Source organism: Streptomyces sp. NPDC004838 (assembly GCF_053600955.1).
In genome coordinates, this window is sequence record NZ_JBSGAW010000012.1 from 146,073 (window position 1) to 166,103 (window position 20,031).

Here is a 20,031-nt window from a genome sequence, read left to right on the forward strand (position 1 = left end):
ACCCCGGCTAAGCGTTCGCTCAGCCATCTGATAGGACGGTGCGTACAACACAGAGAAGCACCGAGATCGGAGCCGAGCCCATGGGCGAGCAGTACACCGTGAAGTTCCCGCAGGACGTCGTCGACGAGTACGCCGCCCTCGGGGTGGATCTGTCCGCGCTCTTCTCCGCCGGGCATCTGGGCATCCGGATGGGCATCCGGATCACCGAGGCCGCGGCGGACCGCGTGGTCGGCACCATGCCGGTCGAGGGCAACACCCAGCCGTACGGACTGCTCCACGGCGGGGCCTCCGCCGTGCTGGCGGAGACACTGGGCTCGATCGGATCGATGCTGCACGGACGCAGCACCAGGATGGCGGTGGGCGTCGACCTCAACTGCACCCATCACCGGAGCGCTCGTTCCGGCCTGGTCACCGGGGTCGCCACTCCGCTGCACCGCGGCCGGTCGACGGCCACCTACGAGATCGTGATCACCGACGAGCAGGACAGAAGGGTCTGCACCGCGCGGCTCACCTGCATGCTGCGGGAGATCAGCCCCGGCGGCTCCGACGCGGCGGACGGGATCGCCGGCCCGGCCGGCCCCGATATCGCTGAGTAGTGCTTTGTCCGGTGATATCGTGCGAGTCCCGCTATGGCTTCTCACGCGGCGGAGTCGATCACTCACCGATCCGCCGGCCCATGGACTCGTGGTGTCACCGATCGTGACGGTTTAGCTTGCCTCTATGGGCATTTCGCGGTTTACCACGATCCGGCACACCCTGTGCGCGCTCTTCATCGCGCTGGCCGTCGCGGGCTGCACGACACGCCCTCCACCTGGGAATTCGGGGCAGCCCGCCACTCCGGCCCCCACCCCGCAGACGACCTCACTTACCGATATCTGCGTACATCTCATTTCCTACTGGGCGAAAGAGACACTGAAGGGCGGCACCTGGTCGGGCCTCGACTGGGAACAGAAGGGCCTCTCCAATGAGCAGTACGACATCCATGAGGAGGTCGTCGCGGCGGCCCGCGCCGAGGAGAAGCGCCGAGGCCGTGACGCCGCCCTCGCCCTGGTCGACGCCCGGACCAGGCAGGAGTGCGCCGTGCGCGGTGGCGCGACCGGCAGCTCCGAGAACTGGCGTCCGCCGAGCCGAGCAGCGGATCCGGCCGCCGGGACCCGCGCGTCCACATAGCCGGTCGTCCATGGTCGGCACACCGGGACCTCCGGGGTCGCGGGTGATCCCAACTGCACCCATCCGCCGCGATGTTGACCTTGTTCCGCCGCGCGCACCGCGCTCCAGCCGCCTCGGCCGCCGCCTCCGGCACACCTCGCGGCCGGCCGGGCTTCGAGCCCGCGCGCTCCACCGCGACGACCGCACCATGACCCGTCACCCATAGCGCGCCCAAGGGGACGGATCGGGCAACACGGCTTCTACGTAAGGGTGTTCACCGTTCTCCCCGCCGCCGTCGCCGCCCACGGCCGTCGGCGCTCGTCCGGACCGTTCGGGGGTGACACCCGGCGACCCGGGTGAGCGCCCGCCCGGCCCCCGTCCGCCGCGATCACCCGGGCACACCCGGACGATCACTCCCGAGATCACGGAGCAGAATCGCGTGGCTATACCACGCATCCGGAATCAAGCGCTCCACTACTACGCTCCGTAATAACGGACAGATCGACATTCAGACGTAACACCCCATCACGCCCGTGCGGACGATCACGCCCGCACGGCCGGGAACACATGAGTGCAGTAAGCAGCAAGATCACCCCAAGCGCCTTAGTGGAACTGGGCGTTCTCACGATGTGAGCGCACACATCGGCATGGGAATGCCCGATCTGCCCACACTCCGCCTCACCGATATTTGACCTCGGCATAACAAGAGAGTCACATCCTGATCCCGAGACTGCCCCACCCATCGACCTGCGCTTAGAGTCACCGCCAGTCACCGCGCCGCCGGGCGCATCAACAGCACGGCGCATTCCCGTACGGCCCGGCGACCAAACGGCACCTCAGGGGAGGGGCCGCGCCAGGGAAAGGACTTATCGTGCGAAACCGTTCCTTGCTCATACTCACCGCCGTGGTCACCACGGGAGCACTCACCCTCACCGCCTGCGGATCGCGCGACGACGACAAGAAGGGCGACGGCGGCAGCGGCGACAAGACCACCGTCGTCATCGGGATCGACGCCCCGCTGACGGGATCCCTGTCCGCGCTGGGCCAGGGCATCAAGAACTCGGTCGAGCTCGCGATCAAGAACGCGAACGCGGCCAACGAGGTCCCGGGAGTCGAATTCAAGGTCGAGTCCTTCGACGACCAGGCCGTTCCCGCCTCCGGGCAGGCCAACGCCGTCAAACTCGTGGGCATGAAGGACGTTCTGGGCGTGGTGGGCCCGCTGAACTCCGGTGTCGCGCAGTCGATGCAGCGTGACTTCGCCAAGGCCAACCTGACCCAGGTCTCGCCCGCCAACACCAACCCCTCGCTGTCCCAGGGTGACAAGTGGGCTTCGGGCGACAAGAAGCGTCCGTTCGAGACGTACTTCCGCACCGCCACCACGGACGTCAACCAGGGCAAGTTCGCGGCCCAGTACCTGTACAACGAGGCCAAGAAGAAGAAGGTCTTCGTCGTCGACGACAAGCAGACCTACGGCGCGGGTCTCGCGGCGATCTTCGCGGAGGAGTTCAAGCGCCTCGGCGGCACCGTCGCCGGAACCGACAACGTCACGGTGAAGGAGACGGACTTCTCCAGCACCGCCGACAAGGTCAAGGCGTCCGGCGCGGACTCGGTCTTCTTCGGCGGCCAGTACCCCGAGGGCGGCCTGATCTCCGACCAGGTCAAGAAGGCCGGGGCGAACATTCCCACCATGGGCGGTGACGCGCTCTACGACCCGGCGTTCATCAAGGCTTCCGGCCAGTCGAACGACGGCGACCTCGCCACCTCCGTCGGCTACCCGATCGAGGAACTGCCGACGGCCAAGAAGTTCATCGCCGACTACAAGGCCGCCGGGTTCAAGGACCCGTACGCGGCGTACGGCGGTTACTCCTACGACGCCGCCTGGGCCATCATCCAGGCCATCAAGACGGTCGTCGCGGCCAACGACGGCAAGGTGCCGGACGACGCCCGCGCCAAGGTCACCGAGGCGATGGGCAAGGTCTCCTTCGACGGTGTGACCGGCAAGGTCGCCTTCGACGAGTTCGGCGACACCACGAACAAGCAGCTCACCGTCTACACCGTCAAGAACGGCGAGTGGACCTCGCTCAAGAGCGCCACGGTCACGGACTGATCTCCTGGCGTCTCAAGCCCGCCGCACATGAACCAGCCGCGCGAGGGCGCAAACAGCGCCCTCGCGCGGAGTCATATCCGACACGCTCATCGGAGGCCCTGCGGTGAACGAACTGCCGCAACAGCTGGCCAACGGCCTTGCCCTCGGTGCCCTTTACGGCCTCATCGCCATCGGGTACACCATGGTCTACGGCATTGTCCAGCTCATCAACTTCGCCCACGGCGAGATCTTCATGATCGGGGGCTTCGGCGCCCTCACCGCCTATCTGATTCTCCCCAGTGGGACGGCGCTGTACGTGGCGATCCCGCTGATGATCCTAGGTGGAGCCATCGCGTCGATCGCCGTCGCGACCGCAGCGGAACGATTCGCCTATCGGCCGCTCCGAGGAGCCCCCAGACTGGCCCCGCTGATCACCGCGATCGGCCTGTCCATCGCCCTCCAGCAGATCGTCTGGGCCTGGTACCCCGACGCCAAGAAGGCGAGAAGCTTCCCCGAGTTCAAGGGCGAGTCGTTCAAGCTGCTGGACAATCTCGTCATTCAGCGCGCCGACGCGTTCGTCCTCGTTCTCGCCCCCCTGTGCATGCTCGCCCTCGGACTGTTCGTCTCCAAGAGCCGCAGCGGTCGCGCCATGCAGGCCACCGCGCAGGACCCCGACACCGCCAAGCTCATGGGCATCAACACCGACCGGATCATCGTGATGGCCTTCGCCATCGGCGCCGGCTTCGCCGCGATCGCGGCCGTGGCGTACGGACTCGACAAGGGCCAGATCCAGTTCGAGATGGGCTTCATCCTCGGGTTGAAGGCGTTCACCGCCGCGGTACTCGGCGGCATCGGCAATATCTACGGAGCCATGGTCGGCGGTGTCGTTCTGGGGCTCGCTGAGGCGCTGTCGATCGCGTACATCGAGGAAATCCCCGGAATGCAGCAGCTGGGCGGCGGCGCCTGGTCCAACGTCTGGGCATTCGTACTTCTCATCGTCGTGCTCCTCGTCAGGCCGCAGGGCCTGCTCGGCGAGCGCGTCGCGGATCGGGCGTGAGAGCGATGACCACCGACACCACCAAGACGGCAGACACCACCCCGGCGGACGGCGCGTCCCGCACCACCGCACTCCGTCGGCTCGCGGCGCTCGGCGGCCTCGCCGTCATCGCCTCCACCTTCATGTCCTGGACCTACACCGACGAGTTCCCCGGTGATCTGACCGTCTACGGCTACCCCGGCGGTCTACAGGTCCTCACTCTCCTCGCCGGACTGCTGATCGTCCTGTACGCCCTGGCCTCACTCGGCATCAAGGGCTTCGGCTGGCTCGCGCCCACCGGCACGACCAAAGCCCTGCAGCTGCTCTCCCTCGGCGCCTTCGGCACCACCTGGTACACGGTCGTCGCCATCACCGTCCAGCTCGGCGGTGTGATCCATCTGGAGCCGGGCGGCTTCGTCGCGGCGGTGGCGTCCGTCATTCCCCTGGCCGCCGCGTTCAAGCTCCCCGACGACACCCGGAAGGCCGCGCGGCCGAAGGAACTCCCCTCCTGGGCGGAGATCCTGCTCATCGTCGCCGTCTTCGGCGTCGGTCTGTACGTGATCACCTACGGCATCGACACCGAGTACGCCGAACTGTTCACCGGCTATCTCATCACCGTCGGCTTCGCCGTCTCCGCGCTCTTCAAGTCCGGTCTCATCGCGCGCGTTTCGGCCCTCACCGCCAAGTACCGCCAGGTGACGGTGATCGCCGCGTTCGTCGCCGCGGCGGCCTTCCCGTTCACCCAGAACACCGACACCTACACGATCATCGCGGTCAACATCCTGATCTTCGCGACCGTCGCCCTGGGCCTGAACATCGTTGTCGGACTGGCCGGACTGCTCGACCTCGGTTACGTCGCCTTCCTCGGCGTCGGCGCCTACACGGCCGCCCTCGTCTCCGGATCGACGGCGTCCGCGTTCGATGTGCAGTTCCCGTTCTGGGCCTCCGTCCTCACCGGCGCGGTCGTCTCGCTGATCTTCGGCGTCGTCATCGGCGCCCCGACCCTGCGGCTGCGCGGCGACTACCTCGCCATCGTCACCCTGGGCTTCGGCGAGATCTTCCGGATCGCCATGGGCAACCTCGACGGCACCTCCGGCCCCGAGATCACCAACGGCCCGAACGGCATTCCCAACATCCCCGACCTGAAGTTCTTCGGCTACGACTTCGGGGAGTCCCACACGATCCTCGGTTTCGAGCTGGGCAGTTACGCCAACTACTACCTGCTGATGCTGCTGGCGATGGTGCTCGTCGTCGTGGTCTTCAGCAGGGCGGGCAGCTCCCGCATCGGCCGTGCCTGGGTCGCCATCCGGGAGGACGAGACCGCCGCGACCGCCATGGGCATCAACGGATTCCGGGTCAAGCTGATCGCCTTCGCGCTCGGCGCCACGCTCGCCGGCCTCGCCGGCACCGTACAGGCGCACGTCCAGCACACCGTGGTCCCGGAGATGTACCAGTTCGCCGGCCCCGTCCCGCCCAACTCCGCCTTCCTTCTCGCGGCCGTCATCCTCGGCGGCATGGGCACGGTCAGCGGACCGCTCCTCGGCGCCACCCTGCTCTACATGATCCCGGCGAAGCTCCAGTTCCTGCAGGACTACCAGCTCCTCGGCTTCGGCCTGGCGCTGATCCTGCTGATGCGCTTCCGTCCCGAGGGGCTCATCGCCAACCGCCGCGCGCAGCTGGAGTACCACGAGACCGACCAACTCGACGTTCCGGAGGACAAACTTCCGGACTCCGGCGTCGGCATCGCCAAGGCGGGTGCGTGAACGATATGACCACCACCACGAAGACCACCGCCACCGAGACCGAGACGGTACTCAAGGCCACCGGCGTCACCATGCGCTTCGGGGGCCTCACCGCCGTGCGCTCGGTCGACCTCACGGTCGGCACCGGCGAGATCGTCGGGCTCATCGGCCCCAACGGCGCCGGCAAGACCACCTTCTTCAACTGCCTGACCGGTCTGTACGTCCCCACCGAGGGCAGGGTCAGCTACAAGGGCACCGTGCTGCCGTCCAAACCGCACCTCGTCACCAAGGCGGGCGTGGCCCGGACGTTCCAGAACATCAGGCTCTTCGCCAATATGACGGTTCTGGAGAACGTCCTCGTCGGACGGCACACCCGCACCAAGGAGGGCCTGTGGTCGGCCCTCCTGCGCGGCCCCGGCTTCAAGAAGGCCGAAGCCGCCTCGCACGAACGGGCCATGGAACTCCTGGCGTTCACCGGCCTGGACCACAAGGCCGACCATCTCGCCCGCAACCTCCCCTACGGAGAACAGCGCAAGCTGGAGATCGCGCGCGCGATGGCGAGCGATCCCGGTCTGCTGCTCCTGGACGAGCCGACGGCCGGTATGAACCCACAGGAGACCCGGGCCGCCGAGGAACTCATCTTCGCCATCCGGGACCAGGGCATCGCCGTGCTCGTCATCGAGCACGACATGCGCTTCATCTTCAATCTCTGCGACCGTGTCGCCTGTCTCGTCCAGGGGGAGAAACTCGTCGAGGGCACGCCCGAGGTCGTCCAGGGCGACGAGCGCGTCATCGCCGCCTATCTGGGCACACCCTTCGACGGAGCGCCGGGCGCGGAGGAGCTGGCCGAGGTCGAGGCGGCCGAAGCCGAGGCAGAGGCGCACAGCGACGCCCGCACCACCACCGGCCCGGAAGGGGAAGCCCAGTGACCGCACTGCTGGAGGTCGAGGACCTCAGGGTCGCCTACGGCAAGATCGAAGCCGTGAAGGGCATCTCCTTCCAAGTCGAGGCCGGCCAGATCGTCACCCTCATCGGGACCAACGGCGCGGGCAAGACCACCACCCTGCGTACGCTCTCCGGGCTGCTCAAGCCCGCCAGCGGGCGGATCACCTTCAACGGCGTACCGCTCAGCGGGGTCCCCGCGCACAAGATCGTGGCGCTGGGCCTGGCCCACTCCCCCGAAGGCCGGCATATCTTCCCCCGGCTGACGATCGCCGAGAACCTCAAGCTCGGCGCGTTCCTGCGGACGGACAAAGCGGGCATCGAGAAGGACATCCAGCGCGCCTACGAGCTGTTCCCGATCCTGGGCGAGCGCAGCAGACAGGCCGCGGGCACCCTCTCCGGCGGCGAGCAGCAGATGCTCGCCATGGGCCGGGCGCTGATGTCCCAGCCGAAGCTGCTGATGCTCGACGAGCCCTCCATGGGGCTCTCGCCGATCATGATGCAGAAGATCATGTCGACCATCAGCGAGCTGAAGGCCCAGGGCACCACGATCCTGCTCGTCGAGCAGAACGCCCAGGCGGCGCTCTCGCTCGCCGATCAGGGGCATGTGATGGAGGTCGGCAGTGTCGTCCTGTCCGGCACCGGCCAGGATCTCCTGCACGACGAGTCGGTCCGCAAGGCGTACCTCGGCGAGGACTGAGCCGCGTGGACTGAGCCGCGTGGACTGAACGGAGTGAACCGCGGACAGAGGTGTCAGGGCCCGCACCCCGGATGGATCGGATGGATCGGGGCGCGGGCCCTGGCCGTTCGTCCGCACACCGGCGTACGGCCGCCGGCACACGCCACAGCAGAGACCCTCACGCGCCCGAACGCCCGGTGGGACGCCCGGTGGGGCGTTCCGGCGCTCACGGGACCGCAGGCATACGCCTACTGGCCTTCCTTGGCCGCCTTCTTCTCCGCGGCGTCCTCGATGACCGCTTCGGCGACCTGCTGCATCGACAGCCGCCGGTCCATCGACGTCTTCTGGATCCACCGGAAGGCGGCGGGCTCGGTGAGTCCGTACTCCGTCTGGAGAACGCTCTTGGCGCGGTCGACGAGCTTGCGGGTCTCCAGCCGCTGCGAGAGGTCGGCGACCTCCTTCTCCAGCGCCCTCAGCTCGGTGAAGCGGGAGACGGCCATCTCGATCGCGGGCACCACATCGCTCTTGCTGAAGGGCTTGACGAGATACGCCATGGCCCCCGCGTCCCGCGCCCGTTCGACCAGATCGCGCTGGGAGAACGCGGTGAGCATCAGGACGGGCGCGATGGACTCCTCGGCGATCTTCTCGGCCGCCGAGATGCCGTCCAGGACGGGCATCTTCACATCGAGGATGACCAGGTCGGGCCGGTGCTCACGGGCCAGTTCGACGGCCCGCTGACCGTCCCCGGCCTCACCGACGACCGCGTAACCCTCTTCCTCCAGCATCTCTTTGAGGTCGAGCCGGATGAGGGCCTCGTCCTCCGCGATCACGACGCGGGTCGTCAGCGGAGGCACATGCGACTTGTCGTCGTCGGCGACGGGCTGTGGCTGGTCGGGGGCGGTCACGGGACTCCTCATTCCAAGGCAGGGTGCTCCCCATGAGACTACCCAGCTCCTGTATGGTTGGGACACGAAGGGTCTTCGTCATCCTTTATTTCCAAGGGCGCCCCGGTAGCCCAGCGGTAGAGGCAATGGTCTCAAACACCATCCAGCGTGGGTTCGAATCCCACCCGGGGTACTTTCCCTCTTTTTCCAAGGTCACCGAAAAGGCCCCTCCATTGAGGGGCCTTCCCGCTTCAGCGGGCGGTATCGCCCTCACCGATGCGGTGCACACGCACCAGGTTGGTGGAACCGGCCACTCCGGGCGGGGATCCTGCCGTGATCACCACGATGTCACCGCGCTCACAGCGGCCGATCTTCAGCAGTTCCTCGTCGACCTGGGCGACCATCGCGTCGGTGGAGCCGACGTGGGGGCCGAGGAAGGTCTCCACACCCCAGGTCAGATTGAGCTGGGAGCGGGTGGCGGGGTCGGGGGTGAAGGCGAGCAGCGGAATCGGCGAGCGGTAGCGGGACAGCCGCTTGACCGTGTCGCCGGACTGGGTGAAGGCCACCAGGAACTTCGCGCCGAGGAAGTCCCCCATCTCGGCCGCGGCACGGGCGACCGCCCCGCCCTGCGTCCGGGGCTTGTTGCGCTCGTTCAGCGGCGGCAGGCCCTTGGCGAGCACGTCCTCCTCGGCCGCCTCGACGATACGGCTCATCGTCCGCACCGTCTCGACGGGGTACTTGCCGACGCTCGTCTCGCCGGAGAGCATCACCGCGTCCGTGCCGTCGATGACCGCGTTGGCCACGTCGGACGCCTCGGCGCGCGTGGGACGGGAGTTGTCGATCATCGAGTCCAGCATCTGGGTGGCGACGATGACCGGCTTGGCGTTGCGCTTGGCGAGCTTGATCGCACGCTTCTGCACGATCGGCACCTGCTCCAGCGGCATTTCGACGCCGAGGTCGCCGCGGGCGACCATGATGCCGTCGAAGGCGGCCACGATGTCGTCGATGCTCTCGACGGCCTGCGGCTTCTCCACCTTGGCGATCACGGGGAGCCGGCGGCCCTCCTCGTCCATGATGCGGTGGACGTCGTCGATGTCCCGGCCGCTGCGCACGAAGGAGAGGGCGATGATGTCCGCCCCGGTCCGCAGCGCCCAGCGGAGGTCCTCGACGTCCTTCTCGGACAGGGCGGGGACGGAGACCGCGACACCGGGGAGGTTGAGTCCCTTGTTGTCGGAGACCATGCCTCCCTCGACGACGGTGGTCCGCACCCGCGGACCGTCGACCGCGATCACTTCGAGCGCCACCTTGCCGTCGTCGACGAGAATGCGCTCACCTGCGGTGACATCGGCGGCGAGACCGCTGTAGGTGGTTCCGCAGATATTGCGGTCGCCTTCCGCCCGCTCGACGGTGATGGTGAATTCGTCCCCGCGTTCAAGGAGTACGGGACCTTCACGGAAGCGTCCCAGTCGGATCTTCGGACCTTGAAGGTCCGCGAGGACTCCCACGCTGCGCCCCGTCTCGTCCGACGCCTTGCGCACCCGGTGGTAGCGCTCCTCGTGATCGGCGTACGAGCCGTGGCTGAGGTTGAAGCGGGCGATGTCCATCCCGGCCTCGACCAGTGCCTTGATCCGGTCGTAGGAGTCGGTGGCGGGGCCCAGAGTACAGACGATTTTCGCTCGGCGCATGGTGCGAGCCTATTGCTTACCGATGGGTAGAGAATTGGGTCCACGTGACTGCCCAACAACCATTGCATGAAGGCTTATTGACAACTGTTGAATTGTGCGTAAGGCCGCTCCGATGAGCATTTTCGGGGCGTCCGGGCACGGGTGACACCTGCCACCCATCACCGGACGCCCGGCGCATGGGGTGAATTTCCGTCACAGCTCAGGAGGAGTGATCGTAAAGCGGGCGTTCACCTGTGCGGCGACCGTCTGGCGGCGGGGTTCGAGGTCGAGAACCGGGGCCGCTCCGGCGGCGGTGCCGATCGCACCGGGGGTGGGCAGAGCCGTCATCGGCATGGCCCGTTCGTACGCCGGCGTCTCCGCGCCCAGGTCGGCGAGCTCCACCAGCGCGGACAGCCGCGCGCCCAGGGCCCCCGCGTACTCACGTGCGCGCTTGACGGCTTCCCGCACCGCCTGCCGACGGGCCTCGCCATGGGCCGGAGAGTCGGGACGCAGCGCCCACCAGGGCCCGCCGACGCTGGTCAGCTCCAGATCGGCGAGCCGGGTGGTCAGCTCGCCCAGCGCGGTGAAGTCGGACAGCGTGGCGTTCAGCTGGACATGGCCGTGGTACGTGCGGACCCGCTCGCCCCGGCCGTGCCGGGTCAGCTCGGGAGTGATGGAGAACGCTCCGGTCTCCAGTTTCTCCACGGCGTCGCCGTACGACTTGATCAGCTCCAGGGCCGCCGAGTTGCGGCGGGTGAGGTCCTCCAGGGCGCTGCGCCGGTCGGTGCCGCGTGCCTTGACCGAGACCGTGATCCGCGCGATCTCCGGGTCGAATTCGAGGCGGGCCTCGCCGCGCACCGCGACGCGTGGCGCCTCGGGGGTTCCGAACGGGGCAGGGGGCGTGGGAACCGCGCCGGCCGGGTGAGTGGGGGCAGCGGCAGGGGGCGGGGCGGGGGCGGGGGGTGCGTCGGTGGTCGGCGTGTCGGGCCTGGGTGCGTCGGTGGTCATCTGCGGGCTCCCTCGTACACATGGCGTCGCGTGGCATCGACCGCCCCGCGTCCGCAAGCGTACGGACACTCTCGCATCCTCCTCGCGGCACCGGCGCACATCACGGGGATTCGGGCGAGGGGTGCCGCCGGGCGGGGTTTTCGGGGCGGGAATCCCCGCGACGTCGCGCAGCGGGCGGCGGAGGGACGGCAGAAGGGGAAGGAGTGCCCGGGGCGGTGGACGGCGGGCGAGGGACTCAGCGCCCTTGGGTGAGGGGGATGAGTTCCCTCCCGGGCCCGGGGATCCTGGGCGGCTCCGGCCGTTCGAGGCCGAAGGTGGTGAACGCGGTGCGGCTCGGCATGGGGTACGGATGCCGGCCGGTGAGCGTGTTGAGGATGCCGGCGGCCCGCCAGGCGGCGAGTCCGAGGTCGGGTGCGCCGACGCCGTGGGTGTGGGTCTCGGCGTTCTGCACATAGACCGAGCCGGTGACCGCCGGGTCGAGCAGGAGCCTGAACTCCTCGTCGACGCACGGCCGTCCGGCGGAGTCCTGCCGCAGATAGGGGTCGAGGCCGGCGAGCATCCGATCGACCGGACGCTCGCGGTAGCCGGTGGCCAGGACGACCGCGTCGGTGGTGAGGCGGGAGCGGACGCCCTGCTGGACGTGTTCCAGATGGAGTTCGACCTTGGTGGTGGCGAGCCGGCCCGCCGTCCGGACCGTGACGCCGGGGGTGATGACGGCGTCGGGCCAGCCGCCGTGCATGGTGCGGCGGTACAGCTCGTCGTGGATCGCGGAGACGGTGCCGGCGTCGATGCCTCTGTGGAGCCGCCACTGATGGGGGACGAGTCGGTCGCGGGTCTGCTCGGGCAGGGCGCGGAAGTAACGGCTGTAGTCGGGGGTGAAGTGCTCCAGACCGAGTTTGGAGTCCTCCACGGCCGTGAACGCCTCCGTACGGGCCAGCCAGTGGAGCCGTTCGGCTCCGGCGGGGCGCTCCCTCAGCAGATCGAGGAAGACCTCCGCGCCCGACTGGCCCGAGCCGATGACCGTGACGTGGCCCGCGGCGATCAGGCGGTCCCGGTGGGCGAGATAGTCGGCGGAGTGGATCACCGGGACGGTGGGGGCGTCGACGAGGGGACGGAGCGGCTCGGGGACGCTGGGTTCGGTGCCGACGCCGAGGACGATGTTCTGGGCGTAGGTGCGCCCGAGGGAGTCCGCCCCGCCGTCGCCGTCGAGCCGGGTGAAGTCGACCTCGAACAGGCCGCGTTCGGCGTTCCAGCGGACGGCGTCGACCTGATGGCCGAAGTGCAGTCCGGGGAGTTGGTCGCTGACCCAGCGGCAGTAGGCGTCGTACTCGGCGCGGTGGATGTGGAATCTCTCGGCGAAGTAGAACGGGAAGAGCCGTTCGCGTGAGCGCAGATAGCTGAGGAAGCTCCAGGGGCTCGCGGGGTCGGCGAGGGTCACCAGATCGGCGAGGAACGGGACTTGGAGAGTCGTTCCTTCGATCAGGAGGCCGGGGTGCCAGCTGAAGCGGGGCCGCTGCTCGTAGAACGCGGTGTCCAGGCCGCCGTGGACGCCGTCGGCGAGTGCGGCCAGGGAGAGGTTGAACGGCCCGATGCCGATGCCCACAAGGTCTCGGGGCCGGGGGTCCGCCCAGGATTCGGGGGCGTCGGAGCGCAGGGGTCCGGTTGCGGGGGTGCCGGTCATCGAGGGGTGCCGCCTTCCACGAGTTCGATCAGGTCGCGCAGGTCGCCGGGGGTGGCGTGCGGGTTGAGCAGGGTGGCTTTGAGCCAGAGCCGCCCGTCGGCGCGGGCGCGGCCGAGGACGGCGCGGCCCTCGGCGAGGAGGGAGCGGCGGATCTCGGCGGTCTCTTCGTCGGTGGCCGTGACGGGCCGGAACAGCACGGTGGTCAGCGTCGGCTGTTCCCACAGCTCCAGCCGGGGGTTCTCGTCGATCAGCGCGGCGAGCCGCCGGGCGCTGTCGCGGGTGCGGTCCACGAGTTCGGCGAGTCCGCCGCGGCCGAGCGCTTTGAGGGTGACGGCGACTTTGAGGATGTCGGGACGCCGGGTGGTCCGCAGGGAACGGCCGAGGAGGTCGGGGAGTCCGGCCTCGGTGTCGTCGTCGGGGTTGAGGTATTCGGCCGTGATCGCGAGGGGGGCGAGGCGGGCCCGGTCCCGTACCGCGAACAGGCCCGCGGCGACGGGCTGCCAGCCGAGTTTGTGCAGATCGAGGGTGACGGAGTGGGCGCGCTCGATGCCGGTCAGCTCGGCCCGGTGCCGGGCGCTGAAGAGCAGCGCGCCCGCGTAGGCGGCGTCCACGTGCAGTTCGGCGGTGTGCTGTGCGCAGAGGTCCGCGATCGGGGAGAGCGGGTCGATCCGTCCGGTGTCCGTGGTGCCTGCGGTGGCGACGACGAGATGGGGGCCGGGGAGGTCGGTGAGCGCCTCGTCGAGCCCGGAGGGTTCGAGGACGCCTCGGGGGGTGGGGACGGGGAGGGGCTCGGGGAGTCCGAGCAGCCAGGCCGCCCGTCGTACGGAGTGATGGGCCGAGGCCCCGCAGATGACTTGGACCGCTCCGTGGCGTTCGCGGGCGAGGAGCAGGGCCAGCTGGTTGGACTCGGTGCCGCCGGTGGTCACGAGGGCGTCGGCGGTGTCGTTGTCCGGGTACACCTCGGCGGCGAGCGCCCTGGTGACGGCGCTCTCCAGCTCGGAGGCGGCCGGGGCCTGGTCCCAGGAGTCCAGGGACGGATTGAGCGCGGTGGCCGCGAGATCGGCGGCGACGGCGAGCGCGAGGGGGGAGGTGTGGAGATGGGCGGCGCACAGGGGGTCGGCGGGGTCGGCCGCGCCCTGCGCCATGGCGTGGACGAGTGAGTGGAGGGCGTTCTCGGCGCCGACGCCGTGTGCGGGGAACGGGTCGCCGAGTGCTTCGGCGAGCCGGGCGGCGACGGCTTCGGGCCCGCCCTGCGGGAACGGGCCGCCACGGGCGACGGCACCGGTACGGAGGGCGTCCAGCACGATGGCGAGCAGGGGCCGGAGGTGGTCGGGCCCCGTGACGCCACCGGCGAGCGGGGGTGTGCGGGGCTCGGTCATCGCGGGCTCCTCCGGGCGGCGTTGGCGCTCCCCTCCGAGTGGGGGTGCGTGGTGCTCAACGATCCGGAGAAGAAGTGGTGATGGGACGCCTGGCACGGGGCCGTGCCGGGGCGGGCGCGGTCGGCGGGCGTCGGCGCGCCTCGGGGCGGCGAGAGGGCGTGGGGGCGTGCCGGGGCTCTCCGCGCGGATTCAGTGCCGGGGCCTGCGCGGGGCTCGTACCGGGCCTGCGCCGGGGATCGTGGCGGAGTCCGCGCGGCCCCCGCTCCTGGCGCTCGGGCACGGGTGCGGGGGCGGGGGCCGAAGACCGGGCTACGGCTCCGGGGTCACCCGGAACCGCGGACCGACAGTGCGCGGCGCAGGTCGTCGATCTGGTCGGCCAGTTTCCTCCTCAAGGCGGGGATCATCTCCGAGTCCTCGAGGCACCGCTCCCCGTGTTCCAGGGTCTTCGGGTCCACCGCGTGGAGGGGGAACGCGTGCCGGCCGGCCGCCTCCGCGATGGCGGGACCCCGGCGTGCGGCGAGGGCGACGGAGTCGGTGAAGAAGCGGGGGATGTACTCCCGTACGAGACCGGCTTGTTCGGGCTGCCAGAAGCCCTGGGCCGTGGCGGTGAAAAGGTAGTTGGAGAGGGTGTCGGAGGTGAAGAGGAGGTCCCAGGCCGCCGCCTTGGCCTCCGGTGTCGGGAGGGCGGCACGGCAGCGGGCCGCGCCTTCCCGGCCCGTCGCGCTGGGGTCGCGTTCCTGTTCCGCCGCGATCGCGGGCTCGTCGAGCGCGCCGAGGACGGCGAGGCGGTAGAGGATGCGCCAGCGCAGTTCGGGGTCGAGTTCGGGGCCGCCGGTGACACTGCCGTCGGAGAGCCACTCCTGGATGGTCTCGGGCTGGGCGGCGGCGTCGATGGCGTGGCGTACGGCGATGAGGCGCAGGCCGGCGTCGCTGCCGTCCTCCGTGCGGCGCAGGAGATCGCGGCAGATGTTCCTGATCGTGCCGAGTGCGGCGGGCCGCTCGGCCTCGGGCAGATACCGGTTGGCGATCTGGGTGGCCGCGAAGCCGATGACGCCCTCCGCGATCGCGAGGTCGGATTCGCGCGGCAGGTGGGCGCGGGCCGCCTCCAGATAGGCCGTGGGCGCGAGATCCCCGTCCCGGACCATGTCGCGCGCCGTGTTCCAGACGACGGCGCGGGTCAGCGGGTCGGGCAGACAGGACAGGGAGCCCACGACGGTGTTCCAGGAGGTCGCGTCGAAGCGGACCTTGGCGTAGGTGGCGTCGTTGTCGTTGAGGACGACGAGGGCAGGGCGGCGGCCGGGGTGGGCCTCGGCGGGGGTCTCGCCGTGCGGTACGTCCAGTTCGAACCGGCCGCGCGGCACGAGCCGCTCGGGGTCCACCGGGTCGGTGTCGTAGCCGGCGACGGCGATACGGTGCGGGCGGCCGCCGTCCTGGGCGACGGTGAGCGACCAGGTGCCGTTGGCTTCGGTGACGGTCGGCCGCAGGGTGTCGACGCCGCTGGTGCGCAGCCAGGACTCCGCCCAGGCGTGCACATCGCGGTCGGTGGCGCGGGCGAGCGAGTCGATGAAGTCGGCGAGGGTCGCGTTGCCGAACCGGTGCCGGGCGAAGTGGATGTTGATCCCGGCGAGGAAGTCCTTCTCCCCCATCCAGGTCACGAGTTGGCGGAGCGCGGACGCGCCCTTGGCGTACGAGATGCCGTCGAAGTTGAGCATGGCGGACTCGGTGTCGGGAACGGCGTCCGCGGCGGGGGCGACGGGGTGGGTGGTGGGGCGCTGGTCGGCGTCGTAGCCCCAGCCCTTGCGGTTGACGGCGAAGTCGACCCAGGTGTCGGTGAAGCGGGTGGCCTCGGTGAGGATCTGGTAGCCCATGTACTCGGCGAACGACTCGTTCAGCCAGATGTCGTCCCACCAGGTGAGCGTGACGAGGTCGCCGAACCACATGTGCGCCATCTCGTGGGCGATGACCATGGCGCGGGTCTGCCGCTCGGTGTCGGTGACGGCGGAGCGGAAGACGAACTCGTCGCGGAAGGTCACCAGGCCGGGGTTCTCCATCGCGCCCGCGTTGAACTCCGGGACGAACGCCTGGTCGTAGGAGTCGAAGGGGTACGGCTCCTCGAACTTCTCGTGGTACCGGTCGAAACACTGGCGGGTGATCTCGACGAGTTCGTCGGCGTCGGCGTCGAGGTACGGGGCGAGCGAGCGGCGGCAGTGCAGGCCGAAGGGCAGTCCGGCGTGCTCGGTCCGGATCGAGTGCCAGGGGCCCGCGGCCACGGCGACGAAGTAGGTGGAGAGCGGCGGGGTGGGCGCGCAGGTCCACGCGCCGTCCCCGTCGTGGGTGGCGACGCCGTTGCCGAGGACGGTCCAGCCTTCGGGCGCGCGCACGGACAGTTCGAAGACGGCCTTCAGGTCCGGCTGGTCGAAGGCGGCGAAGACGCGCTGGACGTCTTCGAGGAAGAGCTGGGTGTAGACGTAGGTCTCGCCGTCGGTGGGGTCCGTGAAGCGGTGCATGCCCTCGCCGGTACGGGAGTACCGCATGTCCGCCTCGATGCTCAGCTCGTGCTCGCCCGCGGTCAGCCCGGTGAGCGGGAACCGGTTGCCGGAGAGGTCCTCGGGGTCGAGGGCCTGGCCGTCGAGGGTGATGGAGCGCAGCTCAGCGGGTTTCAGCTCGACGAAGGAGTCCCCGTCCGCGCGCGCGGTGAACTGTATGACGCTCCGGGAGCCGAAGATCTCCTCCCCGTTCCGCTCCGGGGCTTCGGCCCCGGTCGTCAGGTCGAGGGCGATCGTGTAGCGGTGGACGTCGAGTAGTCGGGCTCGGGCCTGCGCTTCGTCGCGCGTGAGTACGGGCATGGGGGCCATGCTGCCTGATGAGGGTCGGTTCGCACACGGGGTAATGGTTCCGCTCTGAGCGCACGGGTGCCCGAGGTGGCCGGGATCCGCCGGAGAGGTCCCGGTCGCCTTCCGCCGGCTCCCCCGGCCCGCGGGATCCGGTGGGCCCGCAGGTCGTCCGGCGGCTCGCCCGGGTCGGGGGCCGCGGGTCACGGGGCCCGGCGGATCCGGGCCCGCGCGGGGCCGTGGACCCGGGCTCGGCGGGCGCTACCCGCGGTGGTCCGAGGCGACCCTCACGGGCTCGGCGGCCTTGGCGGGCTTCGCGGCGTCCGGGTTGGCGGCGATCGTCTCGTGGTGGCGGATCACCTCGGCGATGATGAAGTTCAGCAGCTTCTCCGCGAACGCCGGATCCAGCTTGGCGCTCTCCGCGAGCTGGCGCAGCCGCTCGATCTGGCGGGCCTCGCGGGCGGGGTCGGCGGGCGGCAGCTGGTGCTGGGCCTTGAGGTGTCCGACCTGCTGGGTGCATTTGAAGCGCTCGGCGAGCATATGGACGACGGCCGCGTCGATGTTGTCGATGCTCCCGCGCAGCCGGTCGAGCTCCGCGCGGACGCTGTCGTCGATCTCCCTGGTGGTCATGGTGATCGAGCTTACGGTGCGCGGGCCGGCCGGGGGCGCCGCGGGTGGTTCCGGGTCGCCTCGGCCACGGACGCGCACGAGGGGGCCAGCGGGTCGCGGGTGACGGGGGCCGTGCCCCGCGGCGGGCCGGGAAGCCGAGGGCCTTCGTGTGAGGGCCGGCGCGCGCGAAGGCCGTCGGCTGTCCGCGGACCGGGCCGAAGTGGTCCGGGCCGGAGTGGTCCGAGGCGGGGCGGACTGGTCCGAGGCGGGGCGGGGCGGGGGCAGGGCGGAAAGCGGGGGCGGGGCGGTGGACCCGGACGTCCGCCGCCCGCCCCTCAACGAACGTGGTCCGGCTCCGTCAGAGCGTCGCCGCCGCGGCCCTGATCACCGCGGCGAAGTGCGAGACCTGGGTGTAGACGCCCGGATAGTTCGGCCGGGCGCAGCCCTCGCCCCAGCTCACGATGCCGACCTGGACCCACGCGTTGGCGTCGTCCTTGCGGAACATCGGCCCGCCGGAGTCGCCCTGGCAGGTGTCGACCCCGCCACGGGGAAGGCCCGCGCAGAGTTCCTCGTTGGCGACGAGGCCCGGATACGCCTGTCGGCAGGAGGCGTCGGAGACGAAGGGGACCTGCGCCTTGAGCAGGTAACGCTGCTGTGCGCCGCCCTCGCGGGCCGCGCCCCAGCCTGCGACGGTGAAGGTGCCGCTGTCGTACGCGTTCGTATCGGCGATCTTCAGGGTCGGGAGGTTGATCGGCCTGGCGAGCTTGATCAGCGCCCAGTCCTTGCCGGTGCCGTTGTAGCCGGGGGCCTGGAGGACCTTGGTCGACCTGACCTTGACGGCGCTGCCGCTCTGGAGGTCGACGACTCCGGCGGTGGCGGTGATGGAGGTGTTGTTGCCGGAACCGCTCACGCAGTGCGCCGCGGTGAGCACGATCTGCTGGCTGTAGAGCGCGCCGCCGCAGCCCATGGAGAGCCGGACCATGAAGGGGAACTCGCCCTGGGCCGCGCGGGTGCCGCCGACGACGGGGGCCGGGGCGGCCGACGCCGAGGTGGGCTGGAGGCTGACGGCGGCGAGGACGACGGCGCCTGCCGCGGCGCATCTCTTGAGCATGCCGAGGATCTTCAACGGGCTGCCTTTCGTGGGGGGTTCGGTCTGACGCCGGAGCCGTACCCAGGAAGCGCGCGGTGCATGACACCACACATCTGTCATGAGCCCGACAAGGCGTGATCGGGATTATGGAGAGTGCGCCGACGGGGCCGCAAGGAGCACTTTTCGGCCAGCGAGACGGCATGTCACGGGCGCGGACCGGCCCCGCCCGCCCCGTAGAGTTGAGTACGGGCCGACCGTCGTACAGGGGGTACGGAACGTGGTGGCGAAGGGCAGCGGTGGCAGCGGCACGGAGGCCGTACGCGGCTATCCGCACCTTGACACCGTCCGGGCCGCCATCACGGCGCTGCACCGGCGGCTGACACCCGAGGGCGTGCTCTCCTACGGGCCGAGCGTGCTCCCGGCCGATGTGGCCTTCTCCGACCTGGACGACCTTCATCTCGGGGCGCAGCGGGTCGCCCGTGCGCTGGTCCAGCATCTGCGGCTGCCGGACGCGCGGATGATCGTGAGCTTCCGCGAGATGGAGCACGCGGCGAGCGTGGAGCTGGCGGCCGGACCGGAGTACTTCATCGAGCTGAACGACCGCTTCCGCACCCATCGCAGGGACATCGGCGCGGCTCTCGCGCACGAGATCACCCATGTGCTGCTGCACCGGCTCGGACTGGCCTTCCCCACCGTCCGCGACAACGAGATCCTCACCGACACGGTGACCACGTATCTCGGGGCGGGCTGGCTGCTGCTCGACGCCTTCCGGGAGGACGGGGTGTCCAGCCAGAGACTGGGCTATCTCACGCCCGAGGAGTTCGGCTACGTCCTCGCCAAGAGGGCGCTCGTCTTCGACGAGGACCCCTCGCCCTGGTTCACCAGCCCGCAGGGGTACACCGCGTACACCAAGGGCCGCGCCCACGCGCTGCACGACTGCCGGCAGCCGCCCCTCACCACGGCGGGCTGGGCGGGCCGGCACCGCTACGCCAAGGACCGGCGTCACGCGCTCGAGAACGCGGGCCGGACACAGGGGTACGGGCAGGGGCGGGCGCGGGGGCACGACCACGGGCGCGGGCCCGTACCGGAGGGCGGCCCGGCCGTCGCGTACGCCTTCGAGGACGGGCCGGACGGTCTGCGGGTCTCCTTCCCCTGCCCCACCTGCCATCAGCGCATCCGGATTCCCGTACGCGGACGGGTACGCGCCCGCTGCGGGCTGTGCCGCACGATTCTGGAATGCGACACCTGAGC

Annotated in this window: 16 protein-coding genes and 1 tRNA gene; 9 read left to right on the forward strand and 8 right to left on the reverse strand. The window is 69.9% G+C overall.

What is annotated here, in order from left to right:
- The first annotated feature begins 80 nt into the window (after nucleotides 1-80).
- The 7 genes from ACWEFL_RS16370 (at nucleotide 81) to ACWEFL_RS16400 (ending at nucleotide 7,655) form a co-directional block, all read left to right on the forward strand.
- Nucleotides 81-596, forward strand: coding sequence for a hotdog fold thioesterase (locus tag ACWEFL_RS16370; protein ID WP_451712621.1), 516 nt, complete (start codon nucleotides 81-83; stop codon nucleotides 594-596).
- A 124-nt stretch (nucleotides 597-720) separates the two neighbouring features.
- On the forward strand, nucleotides 721-1,170 hold the full coding sequence (locus ACWEFL_RS16375; RefSeq protein WP_451712481.1) for a hypothetical protein: 450 nt from the start codon (nucleotides 721-723) through the stop codon (nucleotides 1,168-1,170).
- An 865-nt stretch (nucleotides 1,171-2,035) separates the two neighbouring features.
- Entirely contained in the window at nucleotides 2,036-3,256 is a 1,221-nt protein-coding gene (locus tag ACWEFL_RS16380) for a branched-chain amino acid ABC transporter substrate-binding protein (RefSeq protein WP_451712484.1), read from the forward strand.
- A gap of 103 nt (nucleotides 3,257-3,359) precedes the next feature.
- A complete protein-coding gene (locus ACWEFL_RS16385; protein WP_451712487.1) occupies nucleotides 3,360-4,292 on the forward strand; it encodes a branched-chain amino acid ABC transporter permease in 933 nt (310 codons plus the stop codon).
- A 5-nt stretch (nucleotides 4,293-4,297) separates the two neighbouring features.
- On the forward strand, nucleotides 4,298-6,034 hold the full coding sequence (locus tag ACWEFL_RS16390) for a branched-chain amino acid ABC transporter permease (RefSeq protein WP_451712624.1): 1,737 nt from the start codon (nucleotides 4,298-4,300) through the stop codon (nucleotides 6,032-6,034).
- 5 nt (nucleotides 6,035-6,039) lie between these two features.
- On the forward strand, nucleotides 6,040-6,942 hold the full coding sequence (locus tag ACWEFL_RS16395) for an ABC transporter ATP-binding protein (protein ID WP_451712627.1): 903 nt from the start codon (nucleotides 6,040-6,042) through the stop codon (nucleotides 6,940-6,942).
- The gene (locus tag ACWEFL_RS16400; RefSeq protein WP_451712488.1) at nucleotides 6,939-7,655 is read left to right on the forward strand and encodes an ABC transporter ATP-binding protein; all 717 of its coding nucleotides are present in this window, start codon (nucleotides 6,939-6,941) and stop codon (nucleotides 7,653-7,655) included. Before ACWEFL_RS16395 ends, ACWEFL_RS16400 begins: the two co-directional genes overlap by 4 nt.
- A 227-nt stretch (nucleotides 7,656-7,882) precedes the next feature.
- Here ACWEFL_RS16400 and ACWEFL_RS16405 read toward each other — a convergent pair whose 3' ends face one another.
- Nucleotides 7,883-8,539, reverse strand: a complete 657-nt coding sequence (locus ACWEFL_RS16405; protein WP_451712490.1) for an ANTAR domain-containing response regulator — start codon at nucleotides 8,537-8,539, stop codon at nucleotides 7,883-7,885.
- A gap of 99 nt (nucleotides 8,540-8,638) precedes the next feature.
- Here ACWEFL_RS16405 and ACWEFL_RS16410 point away from each other — a divergent pair.
- A tRNA-Leu gene (locus tag ACWEFL_RS16410) sits at nucleotides 8,639-8,711 on the forward strand.
- A 58-nt stretch (nucleotides 8,712-8,769) separates the two neighbouring features.
- Here ACWEFL_RS16410 and pyk read toward each other — a convergent pair.
- The 7 genes from pyk to ACWEFL_RS16445 all read right to left on the reverse strand — a co-directional run bounded on the left by pyk (nucleotide 8,770) and on the right by ACWEFL_RS16445 (nucleotide 18,801).
- Nucleotides 8,770-10,203 (reverse strand): pyruvate kinase, encoded by a 1,434-nt coding sequence (gene pyk / locus ACWEFL_RS16415; protein WP_451712492.1) that lies wholly within the window; start codon nucleotides 10,201-10,203, stop codon nucleotides 8,770-8,772.
- A gap of 192 nt (nucleotides 10,204-10,395) precedes the next feature.
- Nucleotides 10,396-11,190, reverse strand: coding sequence for an SIMPL domain-containing protein (locus ACWEFL_RS16420; protein ID WP_451712495.1), 795 nt, complete (start codon nucleotides 11,188-11,190; stop codon nucleotides 10,396-10,398).
- A gap of 235 nt (nucleotides 11,191-11,425) precedes the next feature.
- On the reverse strand, nucleotides 11,426-12,871 hold the full coding sequence (locus tag ACWEFL_RS16425; protein WP_451712497.1) for a lysine N(6)-hydroxylase/L-ornithine N(5)-oxygenase family protein: 1,446 nt from the start codon (nucleotides 12,869-12,871) through the stop codon (nucleotides 11,426-11,428).
- On the reverse strand, nucleotides 12,868-14,250 hold the full coding sequence (locus ACWEFL_RS16430) for a pyridoxal phosphate-dependent decarboxylase family protein (protein ID WP_451712500.1): 1,383 nt from the start codon (nucleotides 14,248-14,250) through the stop codon (nucleotides 12,868-12,870). Before ACWEFL_RS16430 ends, ACWEFL_RS16425 begins: the two co-directional genes overlap by 4 nt.
- Before the next feature lie 323 nt (nucleotides 14,251-14,573).
- The gene (gene pepN / locus ACWEFL_RS16435) at nucleotides 14,574-17,096 is read right to left on the reverse strand and encodes an aminopeptidase N (protein ID WP_451712502.1); all 2,523 of its coding nucleotides are present in this window, start codon (nucleotides 17,094-17,096) and stop codon (nucleotides 14,574-14,576) included.
- Between the two features lie 246 nt (nucleotides 17,097-17,342).
- The gene (locus ACWEFL_RS16440; protein ID WP_451712505.1) at nucleotides 17,343-17,711 is read right to left on the reverse strand and encodes a chorismate mutase; all 369 of its coding nucleotides are present in this window, start codon (nucleotides 17,709-17,711) and stop codon (nucleotides 17,343-17,345) included.
- Nucleotides 17,712-18,048: 337 nt separating this feature from the next.
- Nucleotides 18,049-18,801 (reverse strand): serine protease, encoded by a 753-nt coding sequence (locus tag ACWEFL_RS16445; RefSeq protein ID WP_451712508.1) that lies wholly within the window; start codon nucleotides 18,799-18,801, stop codon nucleotides 18,049-18,051.
- Between the two features lie 259 nt (nucleotides 18,802-19,060).
- On the opposite strand from ACWEFL_RS16445, the gene ACWEFL_RS16450 reads away from it, so the two are divergent.
- Complete coding sequence (locus tag ACWEFL_RS16450; RefSeq protein WP_451712511.1) at nucleotides 19,061-20,029, forward strand: hypothetical protein; 969 nt, start codon at nucleotides 19,061-19,063, stop codon at nucleotides 20,027-20,029.
- Nucleotides 20,030-20,031 lie beyond the last annotated feature (2 nt).

What these genes read in the sequence shown, in the direction of transcription:
- ACWEFL_RS16370 (WP_451712621.1), top strand. Translation starts at nt 81, where the DNA reads ATGGGCGAGCAGTACACCGTGAAGTTCCCGCAGGACGTCGTCGACGAG.
- ACWEFL_RS16425 (WP_451712497.1), bottom strand. Translation starts at nt 12,871, where the DNA reads ATGACCGGCACCCCCGCAACCGGACCCCTGCGCTCCGACGCCCCCGAA.
- ACWEFL_RS16445 (WP_451712508.1), bottom strand. Translation starts at nt 18,801, where the DNA reads ATGCTCAAGAGATGCGCCGCGGCAGGCGCCGTCGTCCTCGCCGCCGTC.
- pepN (WP_451712502.1), bottom strand. Translation starts at nt 17,096, where the DNA reads ATGCCCGTACTCACGCGCGACGAAGCGCAGGCCCGAGCCCGACTACTC.
- ACWEFL_RS16390 (WP_451712624.1), top strand. Translation starts at nt 4,298, where the DNA reads ATGACCACCGACACCACCAAGACGGCAGACACCACCCCGGCGGACGGC.
- ACWEFL_RS16430 (WP_451712500.1), bottom strand. Translation starts at nt 14,250, where the DNA reads ATGACCGAGCCCCGCACACCCCCGCTCGCCGGTGGCGTCACGGGGCCC.
- ACWEFL_RS16420 (WP_451712495.1), bottom strand. Translation starts at nt 11,190, where the DNA reads ATGACCACCGACGCACCCAGGCCCGACACGCCGACCACCGACGCACCC.
- ACWEFL_RS16395 (WP_451712627.1), top strand. Translation starts at nt 6,040, where the DNA reads ATGACCACCACCACGAAGACCACCGCCACCGAGACCGAGACGGTACTC.
- ACWEFL_RS16440 (WP_451712505.1), bottom strand. Translation starts at nt 17,711, where the DNA reads ATGACCACCAGGGAGATCGACGACAGCGTCCGCGCGGAGCTCGACCGG.
- pyk (WP_451712492.1), bottom strand. Translation starts at nt 10,203, where the DNA reads ATGCGCCGAGCGAAAATCGTCTGTACTCTGGGCCCCGCCACCGACTCC.
- ACWEFL_RS16375 (WP_451712481.1), top strand. Translation starts at nt 721, where the DNA reads ATGGGCATTTCGCGGTTTACCACGATCCGGCACACCCTGTGCGCGCTC.